This is a genomic window from Ferrimonas sp. SCSIO 43195, assembly GCF_023716685.1.
GTDB classification, from domain to species: Bacteria; Pseudomonadota; Gammaproteobacteria; order Enterobacterales; family Shewanellaceae; genus Ferrimonas; species Ferrimonas kyonanensis.
Window position 1 is genome coordinate 3,504,478 of the sequence record NZ_CP072679.1, and the last position, 14,886, is coordinate 3,519,363.

Consider the following 14,886-nt stretch of genomic DNA (forward strand, 5'->3'; position numbering starts at 1 on the left):
AAAATAACCTGAAATCGAAATTACTTTTCTCATGGAAAGAAAAATAGATCTGCTTAAGGCGATGCGCACCTTCGTGGTGGTGGTGAACAAGCTCAGCTTCAGCGCCGCCGCACGCGAGCTCAATATCGTGGTATCGGCGGTCAGCCGCCAGGTATCGGATCTGGAAAAGCATTTCGACTGCATCCTGCTGTACCGCACCACCCGCGCCATGAAGCTGACTCCGGAAGGCCAGCATTACCTGGACGAGTTCAAGGCGGTGCTGGAGCGGCTGGACAACCTGGAGCTGTCGGCGGCCCAGCGCCAACACAAAATAGGCGGGCGACTGCGGATCACCTCGGCGTTCAACATTGACCAACTGGGGATTCAGCATGTGGTGGCCGACTTTCTGCGCCAGTACCCGGATGTACAGTTGTCGTGGGTACTGGTAAACCGCTACGTCAATCTCATCGAAGAGGGGTTCGATCTGGCCCTGAGGGTGGGCGAGCTCAGCGACTCCGGCTTTATCGCCCGTCACTACCTCAGCATGAAAATTCTGATGGTGGCCAGCCCCGACTATCTGGCCGAGCACGGCACCCCAGAACACCCCAAGGCGCTGTCGGAGCACCGCTGGCTGGTGGACTCTTCCAACCGCCAGCCCGGGCGGGTGCGCTACCAGGAAAACGGTAAACAACACCAACTCAGCGTTAATGGTCATGTCGACGTAAACCAGGGCACCCTGCTCGCCGACTTCGCGGCGGCCGGGCTGGGCATCGCCCAGTTGCCGGAGTTCATGCTCAGCCACCATCTGCAGCAGGGCAAATTGGTGCCCATCCTTGAGGAATACCAGTTGCCCGCGCTGGATGTGTCACTGGTGTACCCGGCCAGCAAACTCACCGATCCGACCCTGCGTGCCTTCATCGACCACCTGCTGGCGCACAAACATCTCAGCACTGAGTAAAAATTCTGCAATCAAATCAAAAGGGTTTTCAACCTTCAGCAAACCTCGCTAGAATGCTTAGCGGTTTCCTCCCTATAGCTCAACAGGATAGAGCAGTCGCCTCCTAAGCGATCGATCGGGGTTCGAGTCCCTGTGGGGAGGCCATATCCTCCTGTTATTCCTTAAGCTCATCAAAACGCTCAACAAATTTTCGCAAAATTGCACTCGCGGTCACCTTTATCTCGCCAACATTCTGAATAATACTTACTGTCCTTCTATGTCAGGACGACACAGCAGTTGCAGTAAGGAAACACAGCATGATTTTGAAAGAGCGGGACACTACCCACCAGGATCACCTCAACAAGCAGCGCCAGTTTGGCGCCAAGCAGGAACAAGAGGTGGCTTTCTACCTTAAGCGCGAGTTTGCCAACAACCCGGACGTTCTGGTCTTCAACGACCTTCGCTTCTCCCACCAAGGCGAGTACTCACAGATCGATCATCTGGTGATCCACCGACTTGGTTTTGTTCTGATCGAATCTAAGAGCATCTATGGTCAGGTACGGGTAAACAACGACGGCGAATGGTCGCGCAGCTACCAGGGTAATTGGCAAGGCTTAAAATCCCCGCTGCAGCAGATGGAACTTCAAGAGTTGGGGCTTAAGCGCCTGCTCACAGATAACGCCGACAAGATGCTGATAAAGATCCTTGGTTTGCAAACCTATTTCGGGGGCAGACAGTGGGACAAACTCTGCGCAATCTCAAGCGCCACCATGCTTCAGCGAGAGAGCATGCCCAAGGCCATCAGCAACTGCGTGGTCAAAAACGAGTTCCTGGGTAAGAAGCTCAAAGAGCTCTGCGACTACTCTGTTCTGACAGGCTTAATCAAAACCAAACCCGTTTTCTCCAAAAAGGAGATGAAGGCCATCAGCGACTTCCTGCTGTCCATTCATGAGCCGTTAACGCAGACTGATGAAACAGGCGGTGACACTCCCCCAGAAAATAGCGACTCTGCTGTCAGCGAGCCGACGCCCAAATACGAAGCTTCCCCCCAAGAGCAAAAAGTGCCGACTGTGGAGCAGACTGAACCCAATCAAAACCACTCCCCCTCCGAAGGCATTGCCTGTAAGAAGTGCGGTGAACGCGACAACCTAACTGGCGCCTGGGGCAAATATGGCTACTACGTTTCCTGCCAGAGTTGCACCACCAACACCTCAATGAAAGGCCCCTGCCCGGCCTGCAACAGCCAGGACAATAGAATCCGAAAGCGCGGTAATTTGTTTACCCGGCACTGCAATGGATGTGGGGCAGAGAGTACGGTGTTTGTAGAGAGAGCTTCAGCTTAGAGCTAAGCCCCTACACTAATTGATGCAATAGAGTTGCTTCTAACCAAGCGAAGAATCGTCCATTAGATGAAATCTCGGTGTTACGTAAATGCGAGAATCTCCACGTTAACCAATGGAGAGTAAACATTATGATCACTGGCTTTGTTATCGATATCATCACTATTTTAATCGTAGTCATCACCTTACGTTGTTACTTCACACTAACTGTCAACCTAACGTTGTCCTTCAAATAGCCTGTAAGTTGGCCACATCAATTACGTCTGGCGTGGGGCCAGACGTTTGGTTGAAGCCCTGCATCTATTCCTCCCCAAACAGTCGCAACCTATTGCTGACAGTGCCGATGCCTCGAACTAGGGATTCACAGAATCGATGGGAGGCGCAATTCTTCCCAGACGCCAGCGCCCGGCAAAGCCCTACTACAAAGAGCAGCTGGACGAGGAAACGGGAGAGCTAGCGCAAAGCGTCTACGAAGGAGAAGTGCTGGTACGACTCAAAGGGCTATCGGTATCGGGAATGAAAATAATTACCCGAATCAGACAGTGGACGGTTGTGAATAGCAGTCAATGGCCGGAAGACAGGAGCGGGCGAAGCCCGCTCCACTTGGAGTACTGTAAATAACTGTACTAAACCAACTAACCTCTGCTCGCCTCTTTGAGCAACAATTCAAACTGTTCTGAGTTAAATTCGAGCAACAAAGAAGGGCATTTCTTGATAACAGAAAAGACATCAACAATTTTCTTTCTGTTTTTATCTGTGACAAATTTCCAAGCGTTATTTCTAATACGCACTGGAGTTCCGTGAAAATCACTTTCGTCTTCAACCAACAAAGTTGTTATTTGTGGTATAACTATGTTTTCTTTACCTTGATAGTTATCTAGAAAAAACTCCAAATACCAATTCAAATTACTAAACTCTTCGACGCCTCCATACTTACTTTGATCAAACAAAACAATAAAATGAGAGCTAATATAGTTCCAATCAGGGTCGAATATATCAAATGCACTGTCACCAAGAATTTCAAACAGTTCCTTAACGTATTTAGATGTTTCCTCTCTCGCCTGACGAATATCGTTCCCAACAGAGCTGGAAAACCAATAATAAAAATCATTTGCAAAAGCAAAGTTCTTATTTACAATTTTTTTGTACTCAGATAAAAACCAATCAAGTATACTCGAATCCCTTTTTGCGTTCTCCACTAAATGCACCAATGAGAAAAATGACTTTGGCCTGAATGAAAATGTCTCTATGAAATTTCTATTGCCATGTTTGTCAAGGTAGAAATCCATTGACTTAGATGCAATGTCCAGTATTCTTTCAAACTGTAACACTTTCAAGCCAAAACATTCAATAAACGGAAATCCATCTTCCAAAATCAAATAACTTATAGCGTCATCGAAATTACCACTTGAAATTTCATTCGCACCTGCGCCTTTCATTTTACGGATAAATTCAAGCCAGTATTGATCAGATTTTTCTGTCTGATGCTTCTTGTCTATATAGAGCTGAAAGTAATCCCTTGGCCAACTACTTCTAATTAGCTGTTTTTCTCCTTGAGATGAGACAAAGTCAACATCATACTCCATCAAGTCTTTAATTATAGGCAATACATAAGAATTAAGAGGCTGACACTCTTTTTCAATTTCTTTTTCAAACCTTTCTTTTAGATTATCTTGTCTTCCAGCTTCTAATTGATGAATCCTTCTCAATTCACTTATATATCTCTTTAAGATTAATATTGTTTTTGGTACACAAACCTCCAATACATTAAGCATAAAAAGATCTTCTAAATCGATTTCTCCGTGAAGATAATGCCAGTTGTTTTTTGTTTGATTAAGTACTAACTTTAAGTTTCTTGGATTTGAAATCAAATATACAATATTTGCCAAGCTATCATCCAAAGAAGATGATAATGTTGAAGAGTACAAGTGTACACTGCCATCACTATTTCGAGAAGCTAATCGATTTAAACCTGGAAGCCTACCCTTCATATCATATTGTTTAGATCTCTGTTCACTATCAGTAACATCTATATAGTCGAAATCTGTTCTGAGACCGGATAAAACCAGATCAATAATATAGATAGCCTTATAAACATCCATAATCAAATAAACTCCACTCGATCAGATATTTTTCTAATTACTTCACCATGTTCAAAATCACTTCCAATAGATAATATAGTCATGAGGTTTTTCACTGACTTCAATCGATCAAGCAAAGCCGGCAGTTCATTCCTCTTCTCATCATTAAAGTAATTTCTATCTAAATCCTCTATTACCAACAATAGTTTTAGATCATTCCTACCGAGTAACTCCCCAAGTTTGTTATACATTTCAGACTCATCTGAAAACCCATTAAGCATCATCTGAAAAGTTCTAACCTTACTAAAGCTGAGATAAATATCTCTATAAGATGATGGCATTCCATTCAATGATGCACAATCAAAATAATTAGACAACTCCAATATTAAAAATCTAAGAAGACTATAAGCTATAGATGTCTGGTTTCTCCCCCAGGAATCATAACGTAATACAACATACTCTTCATTATTACATTTTTCTTTCAAACGAAATTCTATTAAATTAACTAGGCTCGACTTCCCAGAACCATATGCACCTTGCAAGCATACATTCTTAATCATTCCACTTTTTATCTCTTCGGAAAGAATATCTGCTCTAGCTGAAAAGCCAAATAAATCATCAACTGGATTATCTATCGGATCTTTATTCTCCAACCATTTCATATATTTTTTATAATCTGAACCCAAAGGTTTATAGTCTTTATTCTCATTATGCTTTGGCAACTGTTCTAATGGTAAGGAGGCATATACACAAACCTCATAAAAAAACCATCCCATCACAAAAGACAAAACAGCTAAATATAAAAACCAAAATTCATTGCAACTTAACTCAAATGCCCACAAAAAATTCATTTCAAGACAAAATGAAATTGCAAAATATAATGTTATTGGAGTTGGAAGCCAAAAAGGAAAATACTTTCTAACAAACCCAAAGTTATTCGCACTGCTATACGAACAACAAAATTTCAAAAAAATGGGGATTAAAAAAGCAACCAAAAACACCAACAAGTAACCATTAGTCTTGATCATACTAATTAATGAACTATTAATAGCAGAAAACTTTATAGAGCAAACCAATATATAAAATATCAATAGCGCAAAGCAATGAATTAGAGACACTTCAAAAAAACGTTTTTTCAACACAACTCACACCTTCAGCTCAGCTCTCTAAGCATCCAATGCTAAGCCACAAACTACTTCTAAGTCAAGTGCTTACACCAAGCCAAGGCCGAGCGTAAAAACTATTTCAGTCCAAGCTCTTTGCAAGCGATTTCAAAAGAATTAGCTTTTGATGTGTAGACAAACATTCGATTTTAGATTGGATATTTAGCAAGTCATCAATTTCCTCTATAGGTTGCAATAAACACCCTGAGACTTCATTCAACTCGTTCCTTATACTTGATACTTCAAGATGAGCATATGTACTCGCCGTAATACTAAGGTCACTGTGTCCCAATAACTTACTTGCTCCTTGAAGTGTTCCGCCACTCATAATGGTCCAAGTAGCGATCGTTCTCCGTAAGTCATGAATAGTTACAGTCTTATTTCTTTCAGTATCTCTCAGCCCAGCCCTAGTCGTTATTCGCCACCAAAAGCTGCTTTTTCCTGATCTTTCGATGATGTGACCCTTTTGGCTTCTGTCTGATGGAAACACATAGGGCTGGTTTGGTTCAGCCTCACTACTGCGCCTTCTGAGAACCTCCATGACTTGCTTGGTCAATGGCACCGCATGAGGACGTTTAGATTTCATCTTGCTGGTAGAAATCACCCAAACCTCATTGTGAGAGTCGATTTCAGACCACTCCATGCTAAACACGCAACTTTTACGCTGTCCTGTCAGTAGCAGCACCATCACCACATCTTGGTAAATCTGTGGCTCTGATTTCATCGCTTCAAACAGTTGGTCGAGTTCCTCTCTGTTGAGTACCCGTTCTCGCTTGGTATTGGGGATCTTCTTGATGCAGCGCAGTGGTTGATGCTCTAGCTCGCTAAATAGCGATTTCAGTACCGCAAGGCATTTGTTGTACACCCAAGGGGAGTGCTTCGCCATTATCACGCATAGAAACTGCTTAGCGTGATCTTCGGTTAAGTCCTCGGCTTTGACTTTCTCAAATCGAGCCCGCAGGTGCTTATTCCAGTTGTACTTAACGTCTTGCAGGGATTTAGGTCTTCGCTCACCCGTTCTGATCCTAAGTTCAAACTCGGCAATGTAGGCCTTGTAGAGTTCACCGATGGGAAGGGCAAATTTCTCTTGTTCCCATTCTAGTCGTTTTCGAGAATTCGGGTTTTGTCCCTGGCTCACTTCATTTGCCAGCTCCCGCGCAACCCGCCTTGCGGTATCGATGGTGGTCGCAGGAGACACCAGCTTACGTCTTTTGACGCGGTGGCTCGATCCTAGCCACCGCATCCGTTAACTGGATAACATCAGTATTTTCCGAGAGATTAATCGGTTAGTCCCACCTATTGCATTAGAGAATCTGCACGTCAAGATCCGCCAATTGCTCTAACAGTGAATTGGGTACCGATTTGATGGTGACCGTCTCTGTGCCCGAAAACTGGATGTAATAGTTGTCATCACCGCCAAAACGGCAACGACCAAAGCAATCTCGACCACCAGCAAGGGTTAGCTTGCCGTGGTAATCACCGGCGCTGACTTTCACCACCACAGGTTGCTTGAGAAGTTCTCGGTACAACTGCTCACTGTAGTCGCGCTTTTTTCGTTCACCGCTGTTGGCATACTTTTCTACCTTGACCGCCCAGGCACTGCGTTTCTGGCCAAATCGGCCTTCCTGCAGCTGTTGGTACACAAAGCGCCCTCGATTATAGGTATGAAAATCACGATTAAGCCCATCAAGGATCGGCTGATGGGCCATCGTCCAACTGATCGGCACCAAAAGATCCGAATGGCGGTCATCAGCGGGTCGAATCTCTAGCTCACCGACGGTCAGTTGCGTCTTATCTTTGATGGTACCCAGTACTTGATGCTGAAGTGATTCCGTTGCCTGCTGCCACTGAGTCTGTCCCTTTCCGGTCATTGCCTGCCAATCAATGGCTTTGCCATGCTTCGACAGTTCGACTCGGCGAATCTCCTTACCTTTATGGCGCAGCACCAAACTCAAAGTCAGCTCAGCGCCCGCACTAAGTTGATTCAGGTTTAACCCAGTGACTGCAATCGGATTAGCTTCCTTGTAGTTGAGCAACGGCATGCGCTGCCCGAGGTGGGTGGTCAGAACCGTAAACTGATCGTCACCTTTGTTTTTGCAGTCACTAAAGCAGTCTTGCCCCTGTGCCAACAACACCTGAGCTTGCTGACCACCAAAGCTGGCCTCCAATGCCAGTTGGTGCTTCACCAACCACTGAAAGAGATCCGCTGAATAGGGGTGTCTCTGGTGCTCACCCTGATTCCAGATGCGCCTAATGCCAAAGCCATTCGGCTTGCCTTGACGGCGCTTGGGCTGAATCACATCCTTAAGGGCGATGCGGCGGTTTTTGTAGTCATGAAAGTGTTTATTGGCAACCTTGAGCAACGGTGCCGGATCCAACTGCCACGTGAACGGCACCAGCAGCGTAAACTTGCCATCTGGCGTCGGCATCACCGACAACGTGCCTTGGGTAACGTGCGCTGGCTGCATCATGGCAAACAGCATCTGATCGCGCAGTTCGGCTTTGGCTGAGTCCACTTCACCCTGAGCCTGTTTGGCTTTGTCTGCCAAGCTGCCTTTAGGCAACGCAACCTTGGTCGCGTTATTCGTCGACTTGCTAGCCGCCGGTTTAACCTGTTCCCGCTCAGCTTTTTTAGACGCATTGAGTGCCTGAACCGCCTCCAAAGAGCGGCGGGCCTGTTTTCGCTGCTCTTTTTTGTAGTCTTCATAAGCGGCATTGCCAACAACCAGCCCCATAGCGACCAGTAGCACGATTAAAATGGCTTTGCCGACTTTACTGGGTTTGGGCGAATCCCAATTTTGGCCATCACCTTGATGCGGTTTCGCGGTATGCAGAGTATTGGCTCTTGCTTGGCTCTTCGCCTCGGCAATCTGCTCAAGTTGTGCCACTACGTGATCGCAGCGGCGAACAAACTCCTGCTGATCGTCAATTTCAAAGCCCTCTTCGTGAACCGCTTTGTTGCGCACCGTAGCAATCCAGCGGATCTGGCGTACCAATAGTTTCGGCAATTGAGCTTCACAACTGCTGAGCTTTTCATGAAGGCCTCGCCCTTCGGCCCCCAGCTCACTGACTAATTTGGACTCAATCCGTTTCGATTGCTGAACGGCAACTTCAATACTTCCCACAAATACCCTTTAAACCTTTTCTAATTAAAATTCTTGCCTGGATTTACCAGTCATTATCAAAACTGGAACCGCCACTAAAACTGTCATCAAAGCCGCTGCTGATATCTGAATCGAAACCGATGCCCGAACTCAGCCCCGTGTCTGAAAAGCCGTAAGCATTGCCGCCAACATCCAATCCGCCAATCCCATCCATCATCGGTAAACCGGAAGCTGGATTGATATCCATGTGGTTAACGTCAGAAAGCAGAGGCGTTGAGCTGCACCCCATTGGCTCCTCATCGAAGAGACCGTGTGAGCCACTATCAGCCTCTATCGACGACTCATTGGCGCTAAATAACGGCGCTTCGAACAAGGTTAGTCGCTGCGGTTCTGAGTCAGGCGTAACCAACGACTCAAACAGATCATTGCCCTCATGAATTAAGGCTCGCTCCGGACTTGGCTGGCTTTGGACGTCTGGCTCGAAAAAGGCGGGATCAATCTCAAAAGGATCCGAGTTCACTGGAGGGCAACTAACCTGATCCTCGTAAGGCATTGGCTCAACAGGTTTGGGCTTGGCCTGGCCAAACCACCGGGTTAAAAAAGACAACAGAACTGAGGATCCTATCCAACAAAACTGAGGTTGATTTTAACAGATTAACTCTAAATTCTTCAGGTAAAAAAGGCAGTTAAGTCTTACAAATGAGCTAAGGTCAGTAACAGATTTCCCAACCTCCTCAGTCAGACTGTAGAGCATCAACGAACCTGTCCGGCTCAGTGTCAATCAAGTTGACCGGTTAAGGCTCCTCTATTTTTCCTAAGCTAACTGCGATGTCCTGCGATGGCTTTCTCCTCTGAATGGTATCGGCGTGGCGTCATCAACCCGCCTATCGATGACCGCAACTGTGCCTCTCCGGCTTGCCCTATTACCACCCGCATCGACGTTGGCAATGCCAAGGTGCTCATTCGCAACCATACTTACTCCGTGACTGTCATTGCCTGTGCCGCAGAGGTAGGCTTCAACCAAGGGGGAGACAATGAAGCACCTGTTGCTGACCCTGGGTCTGTCCTATCTGCTGATGTGCCTTGGGCTGTTTTTGGCCCAGCGCCGCTTTCTGTATTTCCCCACCCCGCCACTGCCGCTCAGCGGGGCTCAGGCGGTGAGCTTCAGCCACGGCGACCTCACCTTAAGGGGATGGGTGACTCACCCGGGACAGGACAACGCCCTGCTCTACTTTGGTGGCAACGGCGAGCAGGTCGAGCAAAACCTATCCCAATTCCGCCGCTGGTTCCCGGACCACAGCGTCTACCTGATCCCCTACCGTGGCTACGGCAACAGCGACGGCAGCCCCACCGAGCAGGGGCTGTATGCCGATGCCCTATTTCTGTTCGACCGGCTGCAACAGCAACACCAGAGGGTGGCGGTGATGGGTCGCAGCCTCGGAGCTGTGGTCGCGGTGCAGGTGGCCGCCCAGCGGCCGGTAGAGCGTGCGGTGCTGATCACCCCGTTTGACAGTGCCCTGGCGCTGGCCCGGTCCCACTACTGGATGTTTCCCGTCGCCCTGCTGATGCGGGATCGCTACGACGCCGCCGCACTGGCACCAAAGATCTCCGCCCCCAGCTACGTGATCATCGCCGGAGACGACGAGGTGGTGCCGCTGGTTCGCACTCAAGCATTGCTGACAACGCTGACACCGAGCCTGCGCTGGAGCCGGGTGATAGAAGGGGCAGGCCACAATACCCTATCGATGCTGCCCGAATACGACCAGGCACTGAGAGACAGCATGGCGGAGAGAGAGCCAGGCTCCTCTTCGGCCTCAGGCCAATAACACCGCCTTATCCCGAAGAGGCAACAGCAGGAGACGTACATGTTCTACCGACTGGCTGCAGACGCCGTACTGGTGATACATCTGCTGTTTATCCTGTTCGCCCTGTTCGGCGGACTGCTGCTGCTGTGGCGGGGCTGGTTGATCGCCCTGCACCTGCCCACCGCCATCTGGGCCACGGTGGTTGGCTTTCTGGGCTGGGTGTGCCCGCTGACGCCGCTAGAGAATGAATTGCGGGCGGCCTCTGGCGAGCAGGGTTACGACGGCGGCTTCATCGAGCACTACCTGCTGCCGTTGATCTACCCGGCTAACCTCACCCTTAACATGCAGCTGTTTTTCGGCATCACCGCCCTGAGCATCAACCTGGCGATCTACTCGCTGGTGCTGTACCTGCGCAGCCGACAGAAAGGTAAGCTGTGAAGGCGATGCCGTATCGCATCAATTATCGGGCTCGGTAAACCCCAGTGGCGGCATCGGCCGACGGTCGACCGTCAGAGAAAAGATGTCCGGCCGGTGATAGTGGCCGCTGACATCCAGGGATTTGCGGGCCTCGGCCGCCGCCTCAGTATTGATGCGGGCATAGAGTAGGGTTTTCTCATTCAGCACCGGCCCCGCAGCCACGGCCCCCGAAGGCTGAACCACCACGGCGCCACCCGCATTGATCCATTCATCGTTTTTGAACAGTTGCTCGCGGCCGGGAAAGTCATTTGGCAAATCGCTGCCCTCCATCGCCGTGGCGGTACTGAGAACCCAACAGCCGCCTTCTCGGGCGATGTGACGCATCGAGGCCAGCCAGGCCTCACCGCAATCCCAGGTGGGCGCCACATACAGGTCGATATTCTGGGCATAGAGGGAGAAACGGGCCAATGGCATGTAACTCTCCCAGCAGATCAGGCAGCCGATGCGGCCCACCGCGGTCTCCACCACTCGCAGACCGCTGGCATCACCGGCCCCCCAGACCATCCGCTCCGGGTTGGTCGGCATCAGTTTTCGGTGGCGATTGACGATGCGGCCATCGGCATCGATCACCACCACGGTATTAAACAGCGTGCTGCCACTGTAGTCGCTGTCCACCTCATTCAAGCCCATCACCACCACCATCTGATGGCTGGCGGCGGCATCACAGAGGGGGTCGAGTGCGCCTGCATTGATGTCTACGGCATTTTGACGAAGGCGGCTGTGGATCTCATTGCCCAGCGCCATGTCGCCTCCGGGCCGAAGCCGCCACACCCAGGTCGGGTATCCCGGCAGATAGGCTTCGGGAAACACCAATAACCTGGCGCCATTCTCCGCTGCCTCCTCGATGATGGTAATAGCACGCTGCAATGACTCCGCAAGATCGAGCACAGCCGGCGGTTTCTGGCTAATGGCGATGGTAATGTCCATGTCGATTCTCTGCCATAACAGGGGGGGAGTCTTTAACCCTAGTCCATCGCCCACCAGACGCAAAAATGCATGCCCGCCGTTAAGGGCATTGGCAGAAAACAGGACGCCTAACCACCGCGGCAGTGGTCGTATTTCCTGCCTTGGTGGACGACGCTTTGAACTGGACTGCAATGCAAAGGCAATAAACGGCAAGAGGAATATCGACTATTCTCAATATCGCTCACAACAACAGAGGGATGTTCAGATGTCTGATTCACTGTATGTGCGGTTAGGTGGTAGCGAAGGCATTACCCAAATAGCCAGTGATTTGGTTGATATCCATTTGGCAAACCCGAGTATCTCTCCGAGGTATGCCAACAGTGATGTCGCGGCGCTAAAAAATGGTGCGGCAACCTTTTTTATCGCAGGAACCGGCGGCCCCAATGTCTACAAGGGCAAAGACATGGTTGCCACTCACAAAGGCATGAACATCAGTGGCGATGAGTTCTTAGCCGTGTTGGATGATGCGCTGCAGGCGCTGCAAAAGAACGACATCGGCCGCAGGGAGCAGGAGGAGGTGCTGTTCGTGTTGTATAGCATGAAACCGGAGATTGTGCGGATATAGCCCAGTGCGAAGCGTCGCACCGAGCTTTGGAATTAGCACACTTAAGTGACACCGCACCCGTTCGGTTGCGGTGTCACTAAACCACTGTCTGGGCACTACATCGCATTCATCCTCGCAGTCCCCCCAGCATCACACCTCGACGTCATCCCACAGCCTCTCGCGTTGCAGTTGCTGTTCGGGTTCGGTGACTTGTTCCTGATAGCGGCTCTGCCAGCGGCCTAAAATCCAGCTTTCCAGCTCTTGGCGACGCTGCATCAGGGTTTCTGGCGTCCAGTCGGAGTACTGAGCCAGCTTGCGCTCCTGCTTAATGCAGGAGTCGCTGTAACTGGGGCTGACGCCGGGCGCGCCCTTCTTGCGCTGAAACTCGAAATTGGAGTAGCTGGCGTTATCCTTGGTTAGCACCAGATTGCCCAGATCGTGCTGGTACGTCGCCCTACTGTCCTGATCCCACACCGCCAGCCAATGGGAGCCCTCGGCCGGGTTCTGCGGCAGAATGTGTTCAAGAGTAGAGTCGCGTGCCAGCTCCTCCCAGGTGATTTTAGGTGTACTGCCCTTGCCCTCTTTGTCCATCAGGTGCTGTTCGTACTCAAACAGGGTGTATTTCAACAACCGGCGCCAGTGATACCACTTGCCCGGCTGCGCCAGTTGCGCGACGAAGGCACTGTCGCTGGCGTAGTAGCGAATCAGGTCATGAATCTTGGCAACGATGGCCTCAAGTTGCACCTCGTCCTGATTGAACAGCTCGTGGCCCCAGCGATACAGGGTAGAGCTGCCGGAGTTGCTGCGCCGGCCCTCAAACAGGAACACCCGGTAGGCGTAACACTCCAGTGCCTGCAACAGCTCAATGTACTGAGCTTCCGAGAGAGTGCCCGCCAGCCAACGACTTCGGGCCGCCACCAGCAGCGGCAGGAAGTTGGCGATGTTGCCGCTATTGTTGATGCGCTGCAGCCAGGCCAACTCCGCCGGCGAGTCGGTGTTATCCGCACTGGGGCTGACGATGCTCTGGTAGTGGCGAGCCACCTCCGGCAGGCCTTTGACAAAGGTCAGCAGGAACGCCTTGGTTTGTGCCTTGGTCTTACCGGCGCCAGCTTGGCCGTCAGCAGCAAAGTTACGCAGCGGCAGGTACTGCGGCTGTTTAAAGCCCTCGTAGCCTTTCCAGTTCTTCGGCAAATGATGGCAATACAGGGTCCAGGCCAGCCGCAGGCATTGAGACTCGTTGCCACTGGAGTCGCCGACAAACCCGTAGGTGTCGCGCCAGGCTAGGTTGACCCGGGCGGTTAACTCCTCCCGCTCGTCGGCGGCGCCGTTACGGGCAATCCAGTGCATCAGGTAGTTCTTCAACAGCTCCAGCACCGATAACTCCTTGCCTCGGGAGTTCATCAGCTCAAAGGTCATGCCGATTTCGCACTCCTCCTCGATGGTGTAGGAGGTAAACACTAACTTACCGGTTATCGCCTCAAACAACTGAGTTAGGTAGTGGGTGCCCTTATCGGCGTCGGCCAGCAAGGTGTCTACGTGCCCCTGAAAGTAATCGGTGGCCTCGCACAGCCGCCGTTGATGAGGGGTGACCGGGGCTTTCAGGGGGCGGCCCTCAGACAGCAGCCGATGAAACAGCTCGCTGGTGTCGTTGTTGAGGGTGAGTTTGCAGCGCAGGCCGTCATAGAGGAAATCGGCAATGTCGCGCTCGTACTCGGTTCTTCCGGCTTTGATCAGGGTGCGAATCAACACCGACAGGTACAGACAGGTGGTGGTCAGGCGCTGCTGGCCATCAACCACATCCACTAACTTTGCCGGCCGTCGGCCGTAAGTGGCGCTGTCGTTGTTGGCCTGATAGGTCACCACGGTGCCGGTGTAATGAAAGTGGATGTTGTCATCGGTCACCAGTGCATCCAGATCCTCTACAAAATCACGCCACTGCTTTTTCTCCCAGGCGTAGCCACGCTGGTAGTCGGGAATGGTAAACAGGGTGCTGGAGAACAGATCGGAGAGCGATTGCTTATTCATGGATGACGTACCTGGGTGATATTGGGGCGAGATTATGGATGAATCGTGCCAGCTAGGGACTTACCACCAACATTTTTGATTACACTTCAGCTGGTTAGCCAACCGGCGGCAACCGACATCATGCCGTAAAAACCCGGATTGGTCGACAACCGAACCACCAGTGAGTGCGCCAGCTAACACACCATTGCCACGATGCCAGCAGCCAAGGTATCGGCCTCACCAAAAAGGGAGCATGTGCTCCCTTCAATTGGCTTGGCGTTAGATCAACTGCCAATGAAAATCAGTCACTCACCGGCAGGTCTTTTCCTGGCTCTCGCCCACCATCATTAACGGTCACTGGCGGCGTAGGGCAACCATGATCGGGAGACTCCTGCTCACCGTGGCGCTTGTTGAGCTCATCTTCCTTAATCTTACGTTTCTTGCGTCGTTCACTTTCCGATACTCGAGTTATGGTCATATTGCACT

General features: G+C 50.4%; 13 protein-coding genes and 1 tRNA gene. 6 read left to right on the top strand and 8 right to left on the bottom strand.

What is annotated here, in order from left to right:
• Positions 1-31: 31 nt before the first annotated feature.
• From J8Z22_RS16250 to J8Z22_RS16260, 3 genes are all read left to right on the top strand, one after another.
• Positions 32-937, top strand: a complete 906-nt coding sequence (locus J8Z22_RS16250; RefSeq protein WP_252007086.1) for a LysR family transcriptional regulator — start codon at positions 32-34, stop codon at positions 935-937.
• A gap of 68 nt (positions 938-1,005) precedes the next feature.
• Positions 1,006-1,081 (top strand) — tRNA-Arg (locus J8Z22_RS16255).
• 152 nt (positions 1,082-1,233) lie between these two features.
• A complete protein-coding gene (locus J8Z22_RS16260; RefSeq protein WP_252007087.1) occupies positions 1,234-2,259 on the top strand; it encodes an NERD domain-containing protein in 1,026 nt (341 codons plus the stop codon).
• Positions 2,260-2,891: 632 nt separating this feature from the next.
• On the opposite strand, the gene J8Z22_RS16265 is transcribed toward J8Z22_RS16260, so the two are convergent.
• The 5 genes from J8Z22_RS16265 to J8Z22_RS16285 all read right to left on the bottom strand — a co-directional run bounded on the left by J8Z22_RS16265 (position 2,892) and on the right by J8Z22_RS16285 (position 9,211).
• The gene (locus J8Z22_RS16265; protein WP_252007088.1) at positions 2,892-4,358 is read right to left on the bottom strand and encodes a hypothetical protein; all 1,467 of its coding nucleotides are present in this window, start codon (positions 4,356-4,358) and stop codon (positions 2,892-2,894) included.
• Positions 4,359-4,360: 2 nt separating this feature from the next.
• Positions 4,361-5,479: an ATP-binding protein gene (locus J8Z22_RS16270; protein ID WP_252007089.1), complete on the bottom strand. Its 1,119-nt coding sequence runs from the start codon at positions 5,477-5,479 to the stop codon at positions 4,361-4,363.
• Between the two features lie 103 nt (positions 5,480-5,582).
• On the bottom strand, positions 5,583-6,698 hold the full coding sequence (locus tag J8Z22_RS16275; protein ID WP_252007090.1) for a site-specific integrase: 1,116 nt from the start codon (positions 6,696-6,698) through the stop codon (positions 5,583-5,585).
• A 106-nt stretch (positions 6,699-6,804) separates the two neighbouring features.
• Positions 6,805-8,625, bottom strand: a complete 1,821-nt coding sequence (locus J8Z22_RS16280; protein WP_252007091.1) for a tetratricopeptide repeat protein — start codon at positions 8,623-8,625, stop codon at positions 6,805-6,807.
• A 43-nt stretch (positions 8,626-8,668) separates the two neighbouring features.
• Complete coding sequence (locus tag J8Z22_RS16285; protein WP_252007092.1) at positions 8,669-9,211, bottom strand: hypothetical protein; 543 nt, start codon at positions 9,209-9,211, stop codon at positions 8,669-8,671.
• A gap of 427 nt (positions 9,212-9,638) precedes the next feature.
• Here J8Z22_RS16285 and J8Z22_RS16290 point away from each other — a divergent pair, with 427 nt between their 5' ends.
• Together J8Z22_RS16290 and J8Z22_RS16295 are read left to right on the top strand one after the other, a co-directional pair.
• Complete coding sequence (locus tag J8Z22_RS16290; protein ID WP_252007093.1) at positions 9,639-10,430, top strand: alpha/beta hydrolase; 792 nt, start codon at positions 9,639-9,641, stop codon at positions 10,428-10,430.
• Positions 10,431-10,469: 39 nt separating this feature from the next.
• Positions 10,470-10,847, top strand: coding sequence for a DUF2784 domain-containing protein (locus J8Z22_RS16295; protein WP_252007094.1), 378 nt, complete (start codon positions 10,470-10,472; stop codon positions 10,845-10,847).
• 18 nt (positions 10,848-10,865) lie between these two features.
• Here the strand turns inward: J8Z22_RS16295 and J8Z22_RS16300 are convergent, their stop codons facing one another.
• Complete coding sequence (locus tag J8Z22_RS16300) at positions 10,866-11,813, bottom strand: carbon-nitrogen hydrolase family protein (RefSeq protein ID WP_252007095.1); 948 nt, start codon at positions 11,811-11,813, stop codon at positions 10,866-10,868.
• Positions 11,814-12,057: 244 nt separating this feature from the next.
• Here J8Z22_RS16300 and J8Z22_RS16305 point away from each other — a divergent pair, with 244 nt between their 5' ends.
• Complete coding sequence (locus J8Z22_RS16305; protein ID WP_252007096.1) at positions 12,058-12,417, top strand: group 1 truncated hemoglobin; 360 nt, start codon at positions 12,058-12,060, stop codon at positions 12,415-12,417.
• 129 nt (positions 12,418-12,546) lie between these two features.
• Here J8Z22_RS16305 and J8Z22_RS16310 read toward each other — a convergent pair whose 3' ends face one another.
• Complete coding sequence (locus J8Z22_RS16310; protein ID WP_252007097.1) at positions 12,547-14,421, bottom strand: DUF262 domain-containing protein; 1,875 nt, start codon at positions 14,419-14,421, stop codon at positions 12,547-12,549.
• A gap of 280 nt (positions 14,422-14,701) precedes the next feature.
• Positions 14,702-14,878, bottom strand: coding sequence for a hypothetical protein (locus J8Z22_RS16315; RefSeq protein WP_252007098.1), 177 nt, complete (start codon positions 14,876-14,878; stop codon positions 14,702-14,704).
• Positions 14,879-14,886: the final 8 nt, after the last annotated feature.

Bases quoted from the DNA above. Each gene is read 5' to 3' on its own strand.
- J8Z22_RS16250 (WP_252007086.1), top strand. From the start codon at position 32: ATGGAAAGAAAAATAGATCTGCTTAAGGCGATGCGCACCTTCGTGGTG.
- J8Z22_RS16260 (WP_252007087.1), top strand. From the start codon at position 1,234: ATGATTTTGAAAGAGCGGGACACTACCCACCAGGATCACCTCAACAAG.
- J8Z22_RS16265 (WP_252007088.1), bottom strand. From the start codon at position 4,358: ATGGATGTTTATAAGGCTATCTATATTATTGATCTGGTTTTATCCGGT.
- J8Z22_RS16290 (WP_252007093.1), top strand. From the start codon at position 9,639: ATGAAGCACCTGTTGCTGACCCTGGGTCTGTCCTATCTGCTGATGTGC.
- J8Z22_RS16295 (WP_252007094.1), top strand. From the start codon at position 10,470: ATGTTCTACCGACTGGCTGCAGACGCCGTACTGGTGATACATCTGCTG.
- J8Z22_RS16300 (WP_252007095.1), bottom strand. From the start codon at position 11,813: ATGGACATTACCATCGCCATTAGCCAGAAACCGCCGGCTGTGCTCGAT.
- J8Z22_RS16305 (WP_252007096.1), top strand. From the start codon at position 12,058: ATGTCTGATTCACTGTATGTGCGGTTAGGTGGTAGCGAAGGCATTACC.
- J8Z22_RS16310 (WP_252007097.1), bottom strand. From the start codon at position 14,421: ATGAATAAGCAATCGCTCTCCGATCTGTTCTCCAGCACCCTGTTTACC.
- J8Z22_RS16315 (WP_252007098.1), bottom strand. From the start codon at position 14,878: ATGACCATAACTCGAGTATCGGAAAGTGAACGACGCAAGAAACGTAAG.